At 34.1% G+C, this 21,765-nt stretch carries 19 protein-coding genes; 9 read left to right on the top strand and 10 right to left on the bottom strand.

Annotation, left to right across the window (positions count from 1 at the left end):
- Positions 1-24: 24 nt before the first annotated feature.
- From AC3ITQ_RS06310 to AC3ITQ_RS06295, 4 genes are all read right to left on the bottom strand, one after another.
- Complete coding sequence (locus tag AC3ITQ_RS06310; RefSeq protein ID WP_489237385.1) at positions 25-1,092, bottom strand: efflux RND transporter periplasmic adaptor subunit; 1,068 nt, start codon at positions 1,090-1,092, stop codon at positions 25-27.
- 9 nt (positions 1,093-1,101) lie between these two features.
- Positions 1,102-2,436 carry a TolC family protein gene (locus AC3ITQ_RS06305; protein WP_489237384.1) on the bottom strand — a complete coding sequence of 445 codons (1,335 nt, stop codon included), beginning with the start codon at positions 2,434-2,436 and terminating at the stop codon, positions 1,102-1,104.
- Positions 2,437-2,449: 13 nt separating this feature from the next.
- A complete protein-coding gene (locus tag AC3ITQ_RS06300) occupies positions 2,450-3,049 on the bottom strand; it encodes a TetR/AcrR family transcriptional regulator (RefSeq protein ID WP_489237382.1) in 600 nt (199 codons plus the stop codon).
- Between the two features lie 105 nt (positions 3,050-3,154).
- The gene (locus tag AC3ITQ_RS06295) at positions 3,155-3,676 is read right to left on the bottom strand and encodes a YceI family protein (RefSeq protein WP_489237380.1); all 522 of its coding nucleotides are present in this window, start codon (positions 3,674-3,676) and stop codon (positions 3,155-3,157) included.
- Positions 3,677-3,943: 267 nt separating this feature from the next.
- Between AC3ITQ_RS06295 and AC3ITQ_RS06290 the strand changes: the two genes are divergently transcribed.
- Entirely contained in the window at positions 3,944-4,918 is a 975-nt protein-coding gene (locus AC3ITQ_RS06290) for a polyprenyl synthetase family protein (protein ID WP_489237378.1), read from the top strand.
- Positions 4,919-4,985: 67 nt separating this feature from the next.
- On the opposite strand, the gene AC3ITQ_RS06285 is transcribed toward AC3ITQ_RS06290, so the two are convergent.
- From AC3ITQ_RS06285 to AC3ITQ_RS06275, 3 genes are all read right to left on the bottom strand, one after another.
- Positions 4,986-6,854: a trehalase family glycosidase gene (locus AC3ITQ_RS06285; RefSeq protein ID WP_489237377.1), complete on the bottom strand. Its 1,869-nt coding sequence runs from the start codon at positions 6,852-6,854 to the stop codon at positions 4,986-4,988.
- Positions 6,844-8,064: an MFS transporter gene (locus AC3ITQ_RS06280; protein ID WP_489237375.1), complete on the bottom strand. Its 1,221-nt coding sequence runs from the start codon at positions 8,062-8,064 to the stop codon at positions 6,844-6,846. Before AC3ITQ_RS06280 ends, AC3ITQ_RS06285 begins: the two co-directional genes overlap by 11 nt.
- Before the next feature lie 95 nt (positions 8,065-8,159).
- The gene (locus AC3ITQ_RS06275) at positions 8,160-10,799 is read right to left on the bottom strand and encodes a TonB-dependent receptor (protein ID WP_489237374.1); all 2,640 of its coding nucleotides are present in this window, start codon (positions 10,797-10,799) and stop codon (positions 8,160-8,162) included.
- Between the two features lie 164 nt (positions 10,800-10,963).
- Between AC3ITQ_RS06275 and AC3ITQ_RS06270 the strand changes: the two genes are divergently transcribed.
- Together AC3ITQ_RS06270 and AC3ITQ_RS06265 are read left to right on the top strand one after the other, a co-directional pair.
- Positions 10,964-11,989 (top strand): LacI family DNA-binding transcriptional regulator, encoded by a 1,026-nt coding sequence (locus AC3ITQ_RS06270; RefSeq protein ID WP_056189717.1) that lies wholly within the window; start codon positions 10,964-10,966, stop codon positions 11,987-11,989.
- Positions 11,990-12,030: 41 nt separating this feature from the next.
- Entirely contained in the window at positions 12,031-12,384 is a 354-nt protein-coding gene (locus tag AC3ITQ_RS06265; RefSeq protein ID WP_489237372.1) for a hypothetical protein, read from the top strand.
- 22 nt (positions 12,385-12,406) lie between these two features.
- Here the strand turns inward: AC3ITQ_RS06265 and AC3ITQ_RS06260 are convergent, their stop codons facing one another.
- Both AC3ITQ_RS06260 and AC3ITQ_RS06255 read right to left on the bottom strand, forming a co-directional pair.
- Positions 12,407-12,976, bottom strand: coding sequence for a hypothetical protein (locus tag AC3ITQ_RS06260; protein WP_489237370.1), 570 nt, complete (start codon positions 12,974-12,976; stop codon positions 12,407-12,409).
- A 53-nt stretch (positions 12,977-13,029) separates the two neighbouring features.
- Positions 13,030-13,581: a hypothetical protein gene (locus AC3ITQ_RS06255; protein WP_489237368.1), complete on the bottom strand. Its 552-nt coding sequence runs from the start codon at positions 13,579-13,581 to the stop codon at positions 13,030-13,032.
- A gap of 116 nt (positions 13,582-13,697) precedes the next feature.
- Here AC3ITQ_RS06255 and AC3ITQ_RS06250 point away from each other — a divergent pair, with 116 nt between their 5' ends.
- The 6 genes from AC3ITQ_RS06250 to AC3ITQ_RS06225 all read left to right on the top strand — a co-directional run bounded on the left by AC3ITQ_RS06250 (position 13,698) and on the right by AC3ITQ_RS06225 (position 21,367).
- A complete protein-coding gene (locus AC3ITQ_RS06250; RefSeq protein ID WP_489237366.1) occupies positions 13,698-16,472 on the top strand; it encodes a 2-oxoglutarate dehydrogenase E1 component in 2,775 nt (924 codons plus the stop codon).
- Between the two features lie 78 nt (positions 16,473-16,550).
- Positions 16,551-17,792 carry a 2-oxoglutarate dehydrogenase complex dihydrolipoyllysine-residue succinyltransferase gene (gene odhB, locus AC3ITQ_RS06245; protein WP_489237364.1) on the top strand — a complete coding sequence of 414 codons (1,242 nt, stop codon included), beginning with the start codon at positions 16,551-16,553 and terminating at the stop codon, positions 17,790-17,792.
- A gap of 187 nt (positions 17,793-17,979) precedes the next feature.
- Positions 17,980-18,312: a hypothetical protein gene (locus AC3ITQ_RS06240; protein ID WP_489237362.1), complete on the top strand. Its 333-nt coding sequence runs from the start codon at positions 17,980-17,982 to the stop codon at positions 18,310-18,312.
- Between the two features lie 17 nt (positions 18,313-18,329).
- Positions 18,330-18,632, top strand: coding sequence for a hypothetical protein (locus AC3ITQ_RS06235; protein WP_489237360.1), 303 nt, complete (start codon positions 18,330-18,332; stop codon positions 18,630-18,632).
- A gap of 2 nt (positions 18,633-18,634) precedes the next feature.
- Positions 18,635-20,194: a PepSY-associated TM helix domain-containing protein gene (locus tag AC3ITQ_RS06230; RefSeq protein WP_489237358.1), complete on the top strand. Its 1,560-nt coding sequence runs from the start codon at positions 18,635-18,637 to the stop codon at positions 20,192-20,194.
- 57 nt (positions 20,195-20,251) lie between these two features.
- The gene (locus tag AC3ITQ_RS06225; RefSeq protein WP_489237356.1) at positions 20,252-21,367 is read left to right on the top strand and encodes a PepSY-associated TM helix domain-containing protein; all 1,116 of its coding nucleotides are present in this window, start codon (positions 20,252-20,254) and stop codon (positions 21,365-21,367) included.
- 47 nt (positions 21,368-21,414) lie between these two features.
- Here the strand turns inward: AC3ITQ_RS06225 and AC3ITQ_RS06220 are convergent, their stop codons facing one another.
- Complete coding sequence (locus tag AC3ITQ_RS06220; RefSeq protein WP_489237354.1) at positions 21,415-21,762, bottom strand: toxin-antitoxin system YwqK family antitoxin; 348 nt, start codon at positions 21,760-21,762, stop codon at positions 21,415-21,417.
- Positions 21,763-21,765 lie beyond the last annotated feature (3 nt).

The raw sequence follows: 21,765 nt of genomic DNA, 5'->3' as shown, positions 1-21,765 counted from the left end.
TTGCTTACGGCTTACAGCCTATAATTACTTAATAATTTCTACTTTATTACCGTCTTGTAAGTTAATTTGACCGGTAGTAATTACTTTTTCGCCATCAGATAATCCATTGATGATTTCTACCTGATCTCCTAAAATTCTTCCCGCAGTTACTTTTCTCAATTTTGCGATACCATTCTCAGCTACAAAAATTTCGTTGCTGCTTACACTTCCTACGAATGCGTTTCTAGGTACAACCATCAACTGTTGTTTTTGTTGGTTTGAAGCAAAATTTGCAGTTCCGTACATACCTGCTTTCAGGTCGTTATTTGTATTGTTAGCAATTTCGATTTCAACAGGAAAGTTTAAACTCTCATCAGCTTTTGCTGCAATAAAAGTGATTTTTCCTGAGAAATTTTTATCAGGATAAACACTAGCAGTTACATTGATAGTATTTCCAACTTTTAAACTTGCTACCTGATTTTCGTTTACTGTAACTACTAATTTTAATTTAGAAACATTTACGATATCAAACAATGCAGTTGCCGGCATTCCTGTTAAGATAGATCCTGGCTCAATGTATTTTTTATTGATAAATCCGCTGATTGGCGCTTTTACTCTAGTATCTCCAACGTTGATGTTAGCCTGAGTTAAGTTAGACTGAGCATTTGTTAAAGCCAATTTTGCCTGATCTAATTGTTGTTTTGTAACACCACCCGTTTTAAAAGCATTTTCATATCTCGCATAATCTGATTTTGCATTTGCATAAACAGCCTGTGCTTGCTGTGCATTTACATTGATTACATCACCTCTCATTGTCAATAAAGTTTGACCTACTCTTACGTAATCACCCTCTTTTGCCAAAACGCTGATTACTTTTCCTGATTTCTCAGCAGAAAATGTCAACTGTTGGATTGGTTGAAAGTTTCCGTTAGCAACGAAGTCTAGTGAAACTTCTTCTGTCTTAACAGGAGAAATTTTTACTGAAACCGCAGCATTTTTCTCAGCAACAATATCTGTTTTCTCTTTATTCTCCTTCTTATTATTATTTAAGATATATCCAATCACCCCTAAGGCAGCGATTATGATTACGATTGTTATAATAGTTTTCTTCATTGTAATTAGTTATTTAATAAGAGTTTTTAGTTCGCCTTTTGATTTGATTAGTGTTATCTCAGCAATTTTGTAATTTAAAACTGCTCTTGTAAAATTATTTTGAGCTTCAAGAGATTCGTTTTCAGCATCTAATAAATCGGTTAATGATGCTAATCCCTGAAGGTAATTGTTTTTTGTATCGCTTAAAATTTCTTTAGCTAAACGCATGTTTTCCCTTTGATTATTAATCGTGATAAGGTTGTTCTCAATTTGAGCCATTGCATTTCTGTAATCCAAATCAAGTGAAAGTTTGGTGTCTTTAATATCTTCCTGAAGCGATCTGATTTCAACATCTGCTTGTCTTACTTTAGCACGAGTTCCGAAACCTGTAAAGATTGGCACATGTAAATTCAATCCAATTGCAGAGTAATCAGACCAATAAACACCATCTTTTGGTTTACCAAAAAGTGGCATTTCCGGACCCTGACCTATATAATTATAACCTGCAACCAGGTTTAATGTTGGGTAGTACAACGCTTCAGTAGCTTTCTTATTAAATACCAAAAGCTCTTCTTGTTTTTTCAAAAGCAAATATTCTGTTCTGTTTTCAACATTAGGAACTTCAGTTAAGGCAGCAGGAACCACTTCAAATTCTTCTTTCGGAATCTCGATTTGAGCTTCAATAGGCATCCCCATATAAAACTTCAAAGCATTTTCCTGTAAAGTAATTTGATTTTTAATTTGTTGACGTTCTGTATCAATGTTTGACATTTTTACGATAATACGGTCTAAGTCAATTTTTTTAGCTAAACCATTGTCAAATTGTCCTTGTACGATATCGCGAACTTTAGTAGTATTAACGTAATTGCTATCTAGTAAAATTAATCTTTCACGTTGTACATATACTCCGTAGTAGTTATTTGCAACTCTTTCAATAACTTGTTCCTCTGTCAACTGATCGTTTATTTGATAAAATTCACGAGTAGATTTAGCCGCTCTTAAACCTGTAAAAACAGATTGATCAAACAATGCCTGAGTCAAAGAGATTCCGGCTCCAGAAGTCCATTTTTGACCAAAAGTAGCCTGAATAGAAGTTCCCGGCTGACCAAAAGATCCTCCATCGATTACACTGGTTTGCAAAATTGGATTATAAGTTAAACTTGCATTACCTGAGATTTGTGGTAAAGCTCTTGAGCGAATTTCCTGAATTTGATACTCACTATTTTCAACCTGTAGTTTCGATTTTTTTGCATCCGCTTTGTTTTGCAACGCGTACGTAAGAGCCTCTTTTAAGGTTAGGGTTTTGACTTGTGCGTTGGCAGTCAAGCCAATTGAACACAAAAATATAAGAATTACTCGTTTCATATAGATTGATTAATTAAGTACTAAATTTTTTAAGTTGTTTTTCTAATTCGATTATTCCCTTTTCGGTTGCCATTGCTCTGGTATGATATTCCAAAGCTTCTAATTCTATTTTTTGTGCTTCTCTTTCAGAAATTGTAGTTTCATTAATATGAAAAATTAAGGTGTAATAAAATTTCACATAGATATCAATATTCAAATCTGGTCTGTATAAGTTCTCACGGATTCCTTTTAAAATATTATCTTTAAAATAGTGATTGCACTGATCTATTTCATGTGTCATTACATTTTGATAGATTTCAGGATAATGCTTTTTCAACTGATAAAGAGGCGAAGTATCCGTCGCGTTTTTAAACATATCGCGAAACATTTCGCGAATTTCAAAGTTCTCATGAATGGCATTATAATCTTTCGCAACAATGGTATCAATAACTTCATGAACCTGTTTATGAACCATTGAAGTACTTTCTTCAATCAAAACTTCTTTATTACAGAAATATTTGTAAATCGTTTTTTTAGAGATACACATTTCACCTGCAATATCATCCATCGTAACACTTTTAAAACCGAGTCTTAAAAATAATTCACTCGCTTTTGATATGATTTTCTCTTTCATTTTAATTCAAATTGCATTACAAATATAATTAGGAAACTAAAACTTAAAAAATAGTTTCCGTTATATTTGTAATAATTTTACATTAATTTATTCAATATGTAAGATTTATATGCTAAATTCAAGATTTGCAATTAGTTTGATATCTTTGCCTAATGCTAATCCCCCGTTGAAATTAAATGCATTATAATCTAAACCAAAGTCCTGACGTTTAATATCTCCCTTAATTTCAAAAGCAACTTTTTTCTGTCCGTTATAAGAATTGATACCAATAAATTCTGCATCAAGCTCTACAACTCTGGTAACATCTTTTATGGTTAAATCACCTTTGAAAAAATTGATATTATCATTGATTTTCTGAAAGGATGTTGATTTAAAACTGATAATAGGATGCTCGTTTACATTGAACAAATCATTCAATTGCATATGAGAATCGACGTGTTGAAAACTATCATTTTTATTATTAATATCTAATGAGAATTCGACCGACGCATCTTCGATTTCATTGTCTTCAATATTAACGTAACCGTCAAATTTATTTGTAGTTCCTCCTAAATAGGCAATAATCGAATGTCTCATTTTAATCAAAACATCTGATTGGCTAGAATCTAAGGTCCATGTTGTTTTCATAACTTTTTGGTTTTGTTTAGTTTATAATCTATCTAAACTTCATACGGAAACTTTTACAGTGTTCTGAGTTTCCAATTAAGAGTGCAAATATAAACAGGAAACTCTAAACACCAAATAAGTTTCCAAGTTTTTTTTAAAATAATTTAATAAATTAAAAATGAGGTCAATTTTACCTGATTTTTAATCTTAGTTAGCATTTAAATTTTAGCACATCATATTTCATATTTGAATTGTATCTTTGAGCCTCGTAAATCAGAATTTCATTTTATGCACGATATTAGTCAGTACCAGGAATTTTTCATTAATTATTTAGAAAACCAAAGCATAGACAAAGAACCCAAGAATCTTTATGAACCTATTACCTATATTTTAGGGCTTGGCGGTAAACGAATGCGTCCGGTACTAACTTTAATGGCTGCAGAAGTTTTTGATGCCGATTATAAAATAGCGCTTCCGGCAGCGATGGCGGTTGAAGTTTTTCATAACTTTTCACTAGTTCATGATGATATTATGGACGATGCTCCTTTGCGAAGAGGAAAAGTTACCGTACATGAAAAATGGAATATCAATACCGGAATTCTTTCTGGCGATGCAATGTTGATTCTGGCTTATCAATATTTTGAACAATACGAACCAACTGTTTTTAGGGATTTAGCGAAATTATTCAGCAAAACGGCTCTTGAAGTTTGTGAAGGACAACAATGGGATGTTGATTTTGAAGAAAGAAGCAACGTAACCATTCCGGAATATCTGAAAATGATTGAATACAAAACAGCTGTTTTAGTCGCTGCAGCCATGAAAATGGGTGCTATTGTTGCTAAAACTTCTGAAAAAGAAGCGGATTTGATTTACGATTTCGGACTTAATCTTGGATTGGCATTTCAGCTACAAGATGATTATTTAGATGCTTTTGGAGATCCGGAAACCTTTGGAAAACAAGTGGGTGGCGATATTATCGAAAACAAAAAAACGTACTTATATCTAAAAGCCCTTGAATTTTCATCTGAAGAAAAAGCAGCAGAATTACGAACGTTATTCGGATTACAATTAGAAGATAATTTAGAAAAAATAGAAACTGCGAAAGCGATTTTTAATGCATCAGGAGCTTCAAAAGCGACTCAGGAAGCGATAGAAATGTACACTTTTAAAGCTTTTGAAACTTTAGAAAAAATGGATATTAATGCCGAAAAGAAAAGTATTTTGAGAACTTTCGGTGAAAATCTAATGGGAAGAAAAGTTTAGTTTTCAAAAGGGCTTCGACTCCGCTCAGCCTGACATTACGATTGTCATCCTGAGCGGAGTCGAAGGCTTATGAAAACAAATCATCCGGATCAACTAAAGCTGATAATTTTTGCTTTAAATCCTCTTCTAAAATTGTTAAACCGTATTGAAAAGAAGCATTCATCCATCCAAAACCTTCTTCCGTTATATAATCAAACTCGGTTCCTACGTTTCCATATTCTGCAAAAATCTTGTGAGAACTGATCGATAAATCAAACTTCTCCGGAATGGTTCCGTTATAATCAACTGCATTTCTGGCAATCAGCCAAAGCCAGCGATACACCATTTCCTGCGCTTCTTCATTAAAATTATAATTTAGCAAACCTTCCCACAAAAGCATTTGATGCGGCGCCCAGCCAAAAGGATAATCCCATTGTCGTATTGGTGAATTCTCATCCAGATTCGCAATAGATTCTTTTGTACTTCCGGCAATTCCACCTTTCATTTTAAATCTTGGGAGTGCCTTTTTTACCAAAATTTCTGCTTGTTCAGGCGTACTTATTTTCGCCCAAAGCGGATAAAATGTTGTTGCAGCTTCAAAGAAATGCTGTTCCTCGGTTACAAAATTGTAATCAAAATAAATTCCGTTTTCGGGATTCCAGCACATTGTATTGATCTTTTCTTTTCTGGAAACGGCTTTTGAAATCCAATATTCACTCGAATAAGACTTATCTTCAAAATATTGAAATTCGTTTTTAAAATATTTCTTAATCAGGAAAGCAATGTCAGTTTCGTATTTATAAAGCAAGCTATTGATCGCAACCGTGTTCAAATTAGCACAAATTCCGACCAACCTATTTGTTGTATCGTGACCACTTTCCCGCATGCTTCGATCATGAATAAAATACTTATCAAGTTCTGCGTCTACAACTTCTCTTTCGAGATATTTCTTTTCAAATTCACGCGTAGACAAATTATATTTTGGCGCATATTGCTCCAGAATATCATCAAAATGCCCTTCTTCTACCTCAAACGGAAGCCCGATTCCTTCTGCTTTATAACGATTCAATCCATTTGCGGTAAGTCGTTTTCCTTCTTCCATCCAAACGGTTTGGTATTCTTTTATAGCGGTTTTTAAATGTCTTTCAATCCAAAAAATATCAGGATTAGACTTTTCTAAAACATCCATAATTAGCGATGTATAAAGCGGTGGTTGTGTACGGGTCAAATAATAACTTCGGTTGGCATTTAGAATTTTTCCGTAATGATCAATCTGATATTTAAAGTTTTCTGCAATACCCAATGCAAGATCAATTTTGTCATCGATTAAAAGTCCTTTTGCAATAAAATAACTATCCCAGCCATACATTTCATTAAATCTTCCACCCGGAACAACAAACGGGACCCCCGAAATTTCATTGTTCTTAATTTGAAGTGCCAATGCCAGAATTCCGGGTTGTTTATTGAGTGACAAAACATACTCAGGTGAAATACTTTTAGGCATTTGAACCACTTTTAACTTTGGCGTTGTGGCTTCCAGTTTTTTGAAATAATCAAAAACAATTTCATCACCGAAAGGCACATATAAATAAGCTATTTCATTTTCAATCTTATTATCTTCCAGAATTTTCTTTACACCATTTGCATCAATTGTTCTCGTTAAACCTTTCCAATAGAGATTTTTTATTTTTCTAGAAATCCTTTTTACAGGATCTTCGGTAATTTCGTTTAGATTGATTTCGGCGAAATCTATATTGTTTTTTTTCGCCAGCGCCAATTCCTGCAGTAAATTTGAAAGCTGATAAGTCCCTTCAATAATAGCCGGATTTCCATCTACATCATACAGCAAAAATTTTTTTGGACCATTATCATCAATCGTTATTTTTTTATCGCCATCAGTATCTTCCTGAGCCAATAATTTTTCGATCGTTTGGGTTATATGTAATTTAAATTTCATCTTTTGCAGTTATTTTTTTAAGAATAAAAAAGGATATCAGTAATAATGACATTGGAATTAAGGTAAAATAAAAAGCTTTTTCCGGTCCTTCATTTTTAAACAGCCAACCCGTAATTCTGGAACCTAATGTTCCGCCAAGAGCAGAAAAAATTACAATTAATCCGGTCATTGAACTTTGCAGATTTTTAGGCAAAGCACTTAATACAATTGAATTTAATAAGGGATAAATGGGCGCAATGAACAAACCTATTAAAGGAAATGCAAATCCAATTAAGGGAATGTCCGAAAATGTATTGATGCTTTTTACTTCTAAACCTACTGTTTTTGGAAGTACAAAAATGACAATCAGCATAGCAGAAAGGATACAGAAACTTAAAACCCAAATCCAATTTACTTTTTTGGTCACAATCCCGGCAATCAATCTTCCTATTGCTAAAGAAATAGCCAAAATACTAGCCATCATAATGCTGATATTTTCCGGCAGATGAAGCACTTTGGTATTGAATGTTGGCAGCCACGACAAAATTCCCTGCTCTATCATTACGAACAAAAAGACACTAATTACAAAAATAACGGTAAGCAATTTTGCCATTAATGTGAACATTTGCATGAAATCGTCTTTGAGATTTGCTCCTGCTGAAATTTCAGCTTCTTCAAATTTCACAAAGAATAAAAACAAGAACGAAAGCAGTGATAATCCTGCCAAAAACCAATAAACATTCAGCCATGAATTAGGATCATTTTCATTGTTAAAAGCCGGAAATAAGAAATAAGCCAATGCAATTCCAACCATAAAAAACCCTTCGATACTGCTCATTAAAGCATTGTGTTCTTTCTTGGTTTCGGTCACAGTTCCTATTAACGAATAAACCGAAACTTTGATCAAAGCAAAGGATACTCCAACTGTCGCAAAAAGAATTTTGGCATTATCAAAAGAGTTCCCAAAATACATAGAAATACAAGCCAAAGTAACGAGTCCCAATCCTATAAGCATCGATTTTCTATAGCCAATTCTTGGTAAAAAAGAAGCTATAAAAAAAGATACAATGGCAATTGGCATGTCTTTAAAAGCTTCTAAAATACTAGCCTGAACTTCATCGACTCCGTAATTTTTCTGCGACTTTAAAATCACAATACCTACACTATTTAATAAAATAGCAAAGACAAAATAATTAAGGTAAAGCGATATTTTGATTCCTATGTTTTTCATTTTTTACTTGTTTGTCTATGCTTTGTGGTTACGGTGTGAGAGACGCACTGCTGTGCGCCTCTACAATACCGCATACCCTTTGATTTTATATAAATTTAGAAATTAATAGCTACAGAAAATCTAAAAGCACGTCCTAAAATTGGTCTTGCCATAAACACATCGCTTGCGGCAGATGTTGTTTGTCTTGGATCTCCTTCGGTTAAACCAATTTCATTAAATAAGTTCGAAGCATCGACTGCAAAACGAAGATTATTATAAGTATAATTCAACCCTGCACCAACTTCTTTATATGCCGGCAAAACTTGTTTGTTATCCTGATTGGTGAATTTTTTATCGTAATAAGAAAACTGAACATATGCTGTAAAATCTTTTGTAATGTCTACTTCCGGTCTTAGGTTACAGAAAAATTTAGGGATTCTTCGTGCCGTATTTCCGTTGAAATCAAAAGTAGAACCGTCAGCATTTGTTCCTGTAAAATTATCATATTCCGGTTTTTGAACAGTAAATGTAAAGTTCAGTTTAACCATTTCATATCTTGCATTGGTTTCAACTTCAAGACCAATATTGTTTACGTCTGCAAATTTATTCTCAGAACTTCCGTCAGATAAAATATCAGTAAAAGCAACATTTTTCAAGTTCATGTGAAACAAATTCGCATTCACATTGAAGAATGAATTAGAATATTTATAACCCAATTCGAACTGGTTTACTTCTGTGTTTTCTAACTTGCTTAAATCGGCTGCATTATCATAAAATGACTCTTCAATTGGAGATCTGAAACCATGGCTGTAACGAACATAAGAAGCCATGTTGTCGTTGAATTTGTAGTTTCCCGCGGCAGTATAAGACCATTCACTCACATCATATCTCCAGTAAGTATAAGGATTTCCTTTTACCGTTGTCACAGCATCGTCGGCTGTATTGTTATCTAAAATTCCTAAATCTTCAGCAAAAAATCTTGCATTATCTCTATATCCTGAATACTTGTCTTTATTGTATCTCAAACCAGCATTGAAGGTTAGATTATCAGTAGCTTTAATTTCGGCATCAGCATAAATATCATTCAAAAGTCCTTTTGTCTGAGCATCTCTTTCCAACCAGGTAATTCTTTCTACACCATTCCAGGTATGATCAACTCCGGTTGTGTTGTCTTTTACGTTTAACAATCTCGGATTATCTGAAACGCCTACTAAATACGAATTCCAGTTCCAGTATTGATTTGATTTCCAGTTAGAATAATAGTAACCGGCAGTCAATTGTACAGGATCTAAATCAAAAGAAAAAGAGAAATTATTAGCAAAATTGTTCATCTTTTTCTCAATGTGCCAAAGATCAGCTCTCATAATTAAAGCATTTGGGTCCAAAGTTTGCCCATTGTCTACATAAGAATACGTTAGATTACTGGCTGTTGTATTTTGAACTCCTGTTGCATAAGCGTCTTGTGTCCAAGGACCTCCATTCGGGAAAATGGCATTATAATTTAAATCAATATTGGTTTGTTTGAAGGCATTCTTAAAGGTTACTTTCTCCGATATTTTCTTTTTAAATTCAGCTCCAATTGAGTTTATAATTGGATGAGAGCCATCTTCTAAATCAGCAGTAAAAGTTCCGCCGCCATATTGAGGTACATTTAAATGACTGAAATTTACTGAAGTCAAAGTTCCGTAATTCGGATTAAATCCATCAATACCTTCAATTTTTCCATTGTTACTTTTTAAAGGAATTGGCAAATAGAATGTATTTCTGTCATCAAGATGTTTGAAGTTTACTCTTAAATAATCGCTATCATCAAATTTATATGTAAGATTTCCTTTGATTTGACCACCTTTATTCGCTGTAAAACCTGTATTTCTAACTCCATTGTCAGCTCTGTAAAAACCTCCAACGTTAAAGAATAATTTATCCTGAATTAGAGCACCGGAAAGGTTAAGGTCTGTTCTGAACATTCCGTAATCTGAAGTCGTGAATTTGGCTCTTCCCATAAATTCATTTTGTCCTGTTTTTGAAATAAAGTTGATAATTCCACCCGGAGCATTATTTGCGAAAATTGATGCAGAACCTCCACGAACAGCTTCCATTTTACTTACTGTTTCGTCTAATCTGTAAAATGTATCTGCGTTGGCAAATTGCAAAGCACCATCTTCAAAAACCGGCAAACCATCTTCCTGAATCTGTACATATTCGTAAGCTCCTGCTGATGGAATTCCTCTCGCAAAAAGGTTGTTTCCTATTTCTCCTCCAGAGGCTTCTACTACAAATCCGGGAATTGTCTGCAACAAAGCTGCTGTACTTGATGGCGCTCTGTCTTCGATTGCCTTTGCTCCCATTGTCGTAATAGCAACACTCGATTCAAGCTTTGATCTCGGACTTGATGATCCGGTAACTACAACTTCTTTCAAACTTTGTGATTCGCCTTCAAGAAGTAAATTTACTTCCAAAGATTCTCCTTCTTTTATTGCAATTTTTTTCTCGAAAGTTTTATAACCCACATTGGTTGCAATAATAGTATATGTTCCGGCTTCGATATTTGAGAATGAATATCCTCCGTTTTCATCTGTAGTAGTACCTTTTCCTGTTTCTTTAATAGATACATTAGCACCGGGAATTGTTGCTCCACTGTCATCGAATACTTTTCCTGAAACAGTGTTTTTTACCTGTGCAAACAGGTTATTGGGAACAGAGATTAGGCACATTATTAAAAATAATATACCTAAATAAGATTGCTTTGATTTCATTTTTTTTTGGTTTAGTTGGTAAAGTTTTCTTTTATGATTGTAAACTTAATCACTAATTACCACCAATTTAAGAATTAGAAATCGAAAACGTTTTCGAAATGACCTAAAACGTTTTCGGAACTTAAAAATTTATCAATGCAGTTTATTTTTAGTACTTTTATTTCATGAATGATACTAAATTAATAGATATAGCCTCGGCACTCGGAATTTCGGTTACAACGGTTTCAAAGGCACTAAAAGGCTATACAGATATTAGTAAAGCCACCCGTGCCCGCGTTATCGAAATGGCGGAGACAATGAACTATATGCCCAATTCTGTGGCGGTAAACTTAAGAACCAATGAAACCAAAACCATTGGTGTCATTATTCCGGCGACGGTTCATCATTTCTTTTCCAGCGTATTGAATGGTATTTTAGAAGAAGCAGAAAAAAGAGGTTATTTGGTCATTATACTACAATCAAACGAAAAATATGAACTTGAAAAAAAACAGCTTGCTTTATTAATTCAGAAGCGCGTTGATGGCGTTTTAATGTCGCTTTCGAATGAAACTGATGATTTCACTCATATTAATGAAGCCATTCGAAAAAACACCCCGGTTGTTTTATTTGATAAAATAGCAAAAAGAGTAGATTGCTCCAAAGTAGTAATCAATGATGCCAAAGCCGCTTATGATGCTGTTACCTATCTTATCAATAAAGGATATAAAAAAATTGCACACTTTAGAGGTTCGTATGTTCCTCAAAATTCTATTGATCGCTTTTTAGGGTATAAAAGGGCTCTGGAAGCACATGGAATTGAGTACGATTCAAAACTCGTTTATGTTTGTGATAACAATACCGATTTTGAAGATGGTTACGAAAATGCTCAAAAAATAATGACAGAACATCCTGATATTGACGCTATTTTTGCGATTACTGATTTGGTCGCCATCGGAATTATTAAATATTTTAATGAGGCAGGAATAAAAACACCGGAGCAAGTTGCCGTTTTTGGATTTAGTAACTGGTTTATGAGCACCGTTATTTCACCCAAATTAACTACCATTGATCAGCCCGGATTTGAAATGGGGCATCAGGCAGTTTCCCTTTTAATTGATGAAATAGTTGACATAAAAGAGCATCGTCCGGTAACACATCAAATTATTGAACTCCCTACAAGAATCATTGAAAGAGAATCTACAGTTAAATGATTTTTTAGTTTTAACTTTGCGTCAATTCTTAATAAGCATCAATGTTTCCAATTCCTGAAAATACCGATTTTTTATTGGCTGATGCCGAAAAAGAAAACCTATATCTCAACCTGATCGAACAAATCAACAAGGATTTTAATTTGGCCAATGAAGGCATCGATTTTCCTTTGAGCATTTCTCCCGACGAATTAAAGATTCAGCTACACGAAAAAATCTACCGAATGATTCAGTACAAATTCGCTGAATATTTAAACCTACTTTATATTATTGATGTTTCTGAAATCGAAATAAAAAAACTTGATGGATCTGATTTAGTGATTCTTGCTGAACAGGTTTCGTTTTTAATTTTAAAACGAGAATGGCAGAAAGTTTGGTTTCGAAAGAATTTTAAGTAGAAGGTTCTAAGTTACTGAGATGCTAAGGTTCTAAGGTTTTTGGCCTGATAATACTTTTCAACTTATCTAATTCAGACCAAAGTCCAAATCCATTCGTATCTAGTGTACTTCCTGTTATCTGAAAACGACCACATTTAAAACAGATTTTTGCTATTCCAATGGTTTTTTCTTTCTTCTTAAAAATAAAAATATCCCGATATTCTGCAGCACAAGAAGCGTAAGAATCTGGCGACGAATCTTTTTCGCTAAAAACATTTTGAATGTATTTTTGCTGTTTAATAGTTAAGCCTGATTTTTTATAATTATGCTTTAATAGAATTTTCTCAAAATTTTCTTGTAGAATAGTATCAGGAAAATGATGTACATAAATGTCAAAAAATTCCTCCTCCATTTTAGTATTATTTTCCTTCATAAGGATTTTAGTAAAATCATCTTCAGAAAAATCCAAATAATAATGATCGACTTTATCCGAATCAAAAAAAGGTCTTAGTTCCTTTTTTACAACTTTTTTGCTTTCAGCTTTATCTGCATTTTGAGAATGATTACAACTCAAAGCTATAATTATTGCAATTATGAAAAGGTGTTTTTTCAAATTTTCTTGTTTTAAAAACCTTAGAATCATAGCCCCTCAGAACCTTAGTACCTTTAGAAGTACGCTCTAACGAAAGGCATAAATCCAGATCCGTAAAGACTCTTATTCGGATTATACAGGACATCGTAGCGAGCACCAATCGTTACATTTCCAGTTCTATAACCAGCGCCGAGATATAAGGCTGTGTTCCAAAAATCATCAGAATAAGCAGGCACATAATAGGTTTCCTCGTAGTCTGCATTGACTCTTACTTGCTCTAGTTCAGCAGATAACTGCAATTGTGGAATCGGATTTACATAGGTTAGAAAACTTGCTCCGTACACAAAAGATTCATAATAATTTTTTTGATATAAATAACCAAATTGTAATCCAACACCCAGAGATACAATCTCATTAACATTATAAATTGCACTTGGCATTACAGAAATATCGGTATATCCAGATCCAAATCCAAGACCTAATCCACCTCCGAACTGAACTTTATCCCAAAAATCATTGTGGTTGTTTATAACATAGTTTTGCTGGGCACTTGCATAACTAGAAAAAAAGACTGTCATAATCACAAAAAAAGATTTGAAAACGATTGAAATTTGATTTTTCTTCATAGTTAGATCTATTTTTAACAAATTTTTACGTAAAAGTACGTAAAAAAAAGATTTAAATAAATGTGATTGTTGTACTTTTGCCATTCTATTTAACAAAAAGTATATTCACTAATATTATGGATAGGTTTTCATTTTTAAATGCAGCGCATACAGAGTTTTTCGCACAATTATACGATCAATATTTAGTAAACCCAGACAGCGTTGAGCCTAGCTGGAGAAGTTTTTTTCAAGGTTTCGACTTTGGACAAACAACTTATAATGACGAAAACCCGGTGCAGCAAATCGTTGAGTATGTTACTGCTCCAAGCACAGATTACTCTCAGGTTTCAGAAAAATTACAAAAAGAATTCAACGTATTAAAACTAATCGATGGTTACCGTACACGTGGGCATTTGTTTACAAAAACAAATCCGGTTCGTGATCGCAGAACTTCATCTCCAACTTTAGACATTGAGAATTTCGGATTAACAACAGCTGATCTTTCAACTGTTTTTGATGCAGCTAAGACTATCGGAGTTGGACCGTCTACTTTACAGGATATTGTAACGCGTCTTAAATCTATTTACTGTCAGCATATTGGAATTGAATATATGTACATCAGAAATCCTGGTGTTGTAAAATGGATTCAGGATAAATTAGCGGTTAATGTTAACCAGCCTAATTTTTCTACAGAAGAAAAGAAAACAATCTTAAATAAATTAAACGAAGCAGTTTCTTTCGAGAACTTCTTACACACCAAATATGTTGGACAAAAACGTTTTTCACTAGAAGGTGGAGAATCTATTATTCCAGCTTTAGATGCTTTGATCGAGCAAGCTGCTGAAAAAGGTGTTGAACAATTCGTAATGGGAATGGCACATCGTGGTCGTTTGAACGTTTTGGCAAACATCTTCGGAAAATCTACTCAGGATATTTTTGGTGAGTTTGACGGTAAAGATTACGATCAGGAATATTTTGATGGTGACGTAAAATACCACTTGGGTCTTACGGCTGACAAAAAAACAAGATCAGGAAAAAGCATCAACATCAATTTAGCACCAAACCCTTCTCACCTGGAAACGGTTGGAGCAGTAATTGAAGGAATCACAAGAGCAAAACAAGATAAATATTATGCTGATGATTTCTCTAAAGTATTACCTATCGCCGTTCACGGAGATGCTGCAATTGCAGGACAGGGTATCTTATATGAAATCATTCAGATGGCTCAACTTGACGGTTACAAAACTGGAGGAACAATCCACATTGTCATTAATAACCAGGTTGGTTTTACAACAAACTATTTAGACGCTCGTTCTTCTACTTATTGTACAGATGTTGCCAAAGTAACTTTATCTCCGGTATTACACGTAAATGCTGATGATGCTGAAGCTGTAGTACACGCAGTATCTTTTGCATTAGACTACAGAATGCAATTTGGACGTGACGTATTTATAGATTTATTAGGATACAGAAAATACGGTCATAACGAAGGTGACGAACCTCGTTTCACTCAACCAGTTTTATATAAAATCATTGCAAAACATAAAAATCCAAGAGATATTTATGCTGAAAAATTATTGTCTGACGGCGTAATCGATGCTTCTTATGTAAATGCTTTAGAAAAAGAATACAAATCTAATATGGAGGAGAACTTAGAGGCTTCCCGTAAAAAAGATTTGACAATTATAACGCCATTCATGAAAAACGAATGGGATGGTTTTGTTCAGGTAACGGATACACAGATGCTTCAAAAAGTAGATACTGCTTTTGATAAAAAAGGATTAGATTCTATCATCAATACAATCTCAACTTTACCATCTGACAAGAAGTTCATCAACAAAATAACCAAAATTGTTACAGATAGAAAAACAGGATACGACAATAATACTATTGACTGGGGAACAGCTGAAGCATTAGCTTACGGTTCTCTTTTGACAGAAGGATTTGATGTTCGTATTTCAGGCCAGGACGTAGAGCGTGGTACTTTCTCTCACCGTCATGCAGTAGTTAAAGTTGAAGATTCTGAAGAAGAAGTAATTCTATTGGATGCTATCGAAAACAAAAAAGGAAAATTCGGTGCTTTCAACTCTCTTTTATCTGAGTACGGCGTTCTTGGTTTTGATTATGGATACGCATTAGCAAATCCAAATGCATTAACGATTTGGGAAGCACAATTTGGAGATTTCTCTAATGGAGCTCAAATTATGATTGACCAATATATTTCATGTGGTGAAGACAAATGGAACAACCAAAATGGTATTGTTTTATTATTACCGCACGGATATGAAGGACAAGGTGCAGAACACTCTTCTGCAAGAATGGAACGTTACTTACAACTTTGTGCGAGACAAAATATGTACGTTGCAGATTGTACAACGCCAGCTAACTTCTTCCACTTGTTGAGAAGACAAATGAAAACAAATTTCCGTAAACCTTTGGTAGTTTTCTCTCCAAAAAGTTTATTGCGTGACCCAAGATGCGTTTCTACAGTTGAAGAATTAGCAAACGGAAGTTTCCAAGAAACTATAGACGATAATACAGTAGATAAAAAAGCAGTAAAAACGTTAGTTTTTGTTACTGGTAAATTCTACTATGACATTGTTGCTGAAAGAGAAAACAACGGAAGAAATGATGTTGCAGTTGTTCGTGTTGAGCAATTATTCCCTTTACCAGTGGAGCAATTAAAAGAAATTATTGCTAAATACCCAAATGCTGATGATTATGTTTGGGCACAAGAAGAGCCTAAAAACATGGGAGCTTACAGCTTTATGTTAATGAACTTCGATCTTGTAAAATGGAGATTAGCTTCATTAAAAGCTTACGCTGCTCCGGCATCAGGAAGTTACACAAGAGCTAAACGTCGTCATGCAGATGCGATTAGAATGGTTTTCGATAAAAATTTATTCAGATAAAAAAAATGTTTCAAGTTTAAAGTTTCAAGTTTAACAACATGAAATTTTAAACCATAAAAACCTTAAACAAAAACAAAGATGATTTTAGAAATGAAAGTCCCATCACCAGGGGAATCAATAAAAGAAGTTGAAATTGCAACTTGGTTAGTAAAAGACGGAGATTATGTAGAGAAAGATCAGGCTATTGCTGAAGTTGATTCAGATAAAGCTACTCTTGAATTGCCTGCTGAAATGAGCGGTATCATTACGCTTAAAGCTGAAGAAGGTGATACAGTTGCAGTAGGAGCTGTCGTTTGTTTAATTGATACAGATGCAGCAAAACCTGCAGGTGACGCTCCGGCAGCACCAGCAGCTGAAGCTCCAAAAGCTGAGGCTCCAAAGGCAGAAGTTAAAACAGAAGCACCTAAAGCAGCTCCGGCACCGGCAGCAGCTACAAGTTATGCAGCAGGAACTCCATCTCCAGCAGCAAGAAAAATATTAGACGAAAAAAATATAGCACCAGCAACAGTTTCAGGAACTGGTAAAGGTGGAAGAATCACAAAAGATGATGCTGTAAACGCAGTACCATCTATGGGAACTCCAACAGGGGGAAGCCGTGGATCTGAGCGTACAAAATTATCAATGTTACGTCGTAAAGTAGCTGAGAGATTAGTTGCTGCTAAAAACGAAACAGCGATGTTGACTACTTTCAATGAAGTTAACATGACACCAATCAACCAAATTCGTAATGAATACAAAGATGCATTCAAAGCGAAACATGGTGGTTTAGGTTTAGGTTTCATGTCATTCTTTACAAAAGCAGTTACAAGAGCTTTAGAATTATACCCAGATGTTAACTCAATGATGGATGGTGACTACAAAATCGCTTACGATTTTGCTGATATCTCTATCGCAGTTTCTGGACCAAAAGGTTTAATGGTTCCTGTTGTTCGTAACGCTGAACTTTTAACTTTCCGTGGAATCGAAGCTGAAATCAAAAGATTAGCTTTAAGAGCTCGTGATGGTCAAATTACTGTTGACGATATGACTGGTGGAACTTTCACAATTACTAATGGTGGAGTTTTTGGAAGTATGTTAAGTACTCCAATCATCAACCCTCCTCAATCAGGAATTTTAGGAATGCACAACATAATCGAGCGTCCAATCGCTGTAAACGGTAAAGTTGAAATTCACCCAATGATGTACGTTGCTCTTTCTTATGACCACAGAATCATCGACGGACGTGAGTCAGTTGGTTTCTTGGTTGCTGTAAAAGAAGCTTTAGAAAATCCATTAGAATTATTGATGAATGGTGATGCTAAACGCGCTTTAGAATTGTAATTTTCAAATAATTTTCAATTTATATAAAAAAACCTGCTCAAATAATGAGCAGGTTTTTTTTATGTCCAAAATCAAGAAAACTTACTTAGAATAAATAAAAATAACTTGTTTTGTTTAGATTCTTAACTTAGATTTGCACTATTAAAATTTATTCTAAATAATAGTTGCACGTTTTAAATTTTTAATTATGATAACAATCGCAAGTCTTATCGTTTTTTTAGCTTTTTACACTTTGTATTACACCTCAAAAAGAGCTGCTTTATCATATGATTTAGGTTTTGAAAAATGGATGCAAAAGAATCCAAAACAAACTAAAATCACCGGACTCTTGCTTCTTGTATCTGCTTATTCCGTTTGGCTCTTTTCGCAATCGTTGTGTTGCGGTACTTTCATGTTTTTCATTCAGCTAATGACTATTGGCAGTTTGATTATCATATTGAAGCCTCTGAAAAAAGTAAATAGCATCGCTCTTTTATTGTTATTCATAATTGTTGCCTTATTAGAATTTTATTACTACTAATTATTCTTAAGCTCTATATGCCAGCAAATCCAAAATATTTAACCCAGTCCAAATGGCAACGTTTTGCCAAAATTACCGCTGCCATTCTAGGCGGCTACTTTGTTTCTGTTACCTTTCACTTGGCACTCGCTTCATGGTTTAACCGTGCAAACATATTGATGACAATGGCTTTTAGTGGTTTTATCCTTTGGGTTGCACTTATGGTAATTGCTTTTCTGGCAAAAAGTGGCTGGAAAATTTGGGGCATTTATATTCTTCTAACACTAGTTTTTTCTCTATTAATTTATCTGGGTCTAACCTACAATCCAACGGCACAATAAGCATGAGCAATCGCAATTATAATATCTACTTTCATACACATACCGTTAGCGGAATCGTTATTAGTGTTGTGCTCTTTGTAATTTTCTTTGCAGGATCTTTTTCTTTTTTTAGGGATGAAATCATTAACTGGGAAAGAAGTGAATCTACTCCTATAACAAAGGAAATTCAACTAGACTATAATACTGCTTTACAAAAGCTAGACAAAGAATATGTATTACAAGGCAGAAACATTACCATTTCTAAACCAACTAATGAAAGAAGGGTTGCCATTTATATGGAAGGTACCAAAGATACTTTGGCTCCAGCCAAACAAAAAGAAGGATCGTTTTTTTATCTTGATACCAAAAACTTCAAAACCTTTACCTATGAAGAATCTTATTCTTTAGGAGAGTTTTTGTACCGATTGCATTTCCTGGCACAAGTTCCATATCCTGTTGGTTACTACCTTTCTGGCTTTGTAGCTTTATTTTTCTTGTTTGCAATTATAACCGGCGTTTTATTACACTGGAAAAAAATTGTTTCTAACTTTTATGTGTTCCGTCCAAAGGAAAAATTAAAAACGTTGTGGACAGATGCTCACACAGCTCTCGGAATGATTGGATTACCTTTTCAGTTTGTTTATGCTGTAACAGGCGCTTTTTTTATGATTAAACTTTTAATTGTAGCTCCTGCTGTAATGGCATTATACAAAGGAGATCAGGATAAATTATACAAAGAATTAGAATACAACGATCCTGATTACAAATTTGAAAATAAAAAATTAGCAAATCCTTTTAACATTGATCAACTGGTTGCAAAAGCAAAAAGTAATTGGTCTGATTTTGAAATCACACGCGTTTTCATCCAAAATTACGGCGATACTAACATGCACGTTTTAGTTGAAGGTGAAATGCCAAACCACAAAAAATTCACCGGAATTGGAAAAGTAGTTTACCGAATTGCTGATGAAAAAGAAATTGCAAAGAAAAATCCTGTAACTGACAACAATTATCTGGATGTCGTAAAAAATGTTTTGTACAAAATTCATTTTGGCGATTATGGCGGTTATGCCCTTAAAATAATCAGCTTCATTTTAGGAATTATAACTTGCTTTGTGATCATTTCAGGTGTTATGATTTGGTTAGTGGCCAGACAAAAAAACAATATGCCCGAAAAGAAAAGACGTTTCAACGCAGCTGTTGTTCGTATTTATTTAGCTATTTGTTTAAGTATGTACCCAATCACCGCACTTGCTTTTATCGTTACCAAAATATTCTACCCATTAACTCAGAATAATCTTTATACTGTTTATTTTGTGGGATGGTTAATCCTGACAGTCTTTTTTATACTTAAAAAGAATGACGCCTTTACCAACAAATTTTGCCTGATTTCCGGAAGTATTTTAGGTTTTCTAGTCCCGATCACAAACGGAATTGTTTCCGGAAATTGGTTTTGGGCTTCTTTTATGGAAAATAAAATTCAGGTTTTCTTTATTGATGTTTTCTGGATTGCTCTGGCTTCAATATCGCTTTATGTGGCTTATCATTTAAAACCAAAAAAAGAAGTAGTTGCGGAAAAATAATTGAAATAATTTGTCCCCAATTGATTTAGCGTATACTTTTACGTTTTTATTCAAAAAATGGGTTTCAAAAAACAAATACGTTTTCTACATAAATGGCTCGGATTAATTTCCGGGCTTATTGTTTTTATAATAAGTATTACTGGTTGCATCTTTTGTTTTCATGACGAAATAAAAGATATTACGCGAAAAGAATGGCGATTTGTTGAACCTCAGAACAAATCCTTTCTGATGCCTTCCGTTTTACAGCAAAAGGCAAAAGAAATACTTCCTAAAAATACAGCAAGCATGGTTTCATATTACGGAAGAAATCGGTCTGCAATTGTCTATACCTATTCTGATACTGAAAATTTGTATTTGTATTTTAATCCCTACACAGGAAAATATTTAAAAACAGAAAATCCAAAAACTGACTTTTTTATTATTGTTGAATACATTCACTTGTATTTACTCCTGCCTGATTACATTGGAAAACATATTATTGGCGGAGCAACTATAATCTTCATTTTATTACTAATCTCCGGAATTATTCAATGGTGGCCAAAACGAAAATATGATATCAAAAGAAGTTTCACCGTTAAATGGTCGGCCAAATGGCGTCGTGTAAACTATGACTGGCACAATACGTCTGGCTTTTACATTTCGCTTATTGTACTTGTTCTTGCCATAACAGGCTTAACTTTTACCTACGAATGGGTTGGTGATGGTATTTATAAAACTTTCAATTTTGGCGGAGACAAAGCTGAAGAAACTAAGGTGCCCATAATTGACACAACAAAATTTAAAACAAATAACATAACTGCGGTTGATCGCGCTTTTATTGAAACTGCAAAATTGCAGCCAAAAGCCAAAATGTTTTTTGTTTTGCTTCCGCAGAAAAAAGGCGATATCATTAGTACTGGAGCTTATCCTCATGCTTTAAGATATGATCACCAAAGCAATTACTATTTTCATCCGCTTGACGGAAAATTAATTCAGAGTGACCCTTACAACAAAAAGAGTTTAGGCTTGCAGGTCGTTGAAATGAATTATGGAATTCACACTGGTCAAATCTTGAATTTACCAGGAAAAATTATTGCTTTTATAGTAAGTCTAATTGCCGCAGCTCTTCCCGTATCCGGTTTTGTAATTTGGTATGGAAGAAGAAAAAAAAGCTGTAAAAAACTAAAGGCATAAAAAAACCGCTATTAAAAGCGGTTCTTAAAAGTATCTTAGAAATTACCTTAGTTTCTATTTGCTAAAGCATTTTTCTGTAAGTTTTTAACTGAGCTAACTTTGCTATTCTCATAAGCAACTTCGCATAGGCTATTTTCATTAAAGAAAATCCATTTTCCAGTTTTCAATCCGTCTGCGTACTCTCCCACGGCAACTTTATTTCCTTTTTCATCATACGATACCCAAACGCCATCTAGTTTACCATCCTTAAAGAAACCTTCTTGTTGTACTTTACCATTTTCATGGTAATAAGTAGCTTTTACTTTATTTCCAACAGCTTCTAATTCTGGTTTTACCTCTTGTGCAACTAAAATTCCAGAGAACATCATTGCAACTAAAATCACACATTTTTTCATATC

Source organism: Flavobacterium sp. KH_001, from assembly GCF_057840745.1.
Note: the sequence above shows the minus strand (reverse complement) of the source record. Positions and strands in the feature narration are given on the sequence as shown.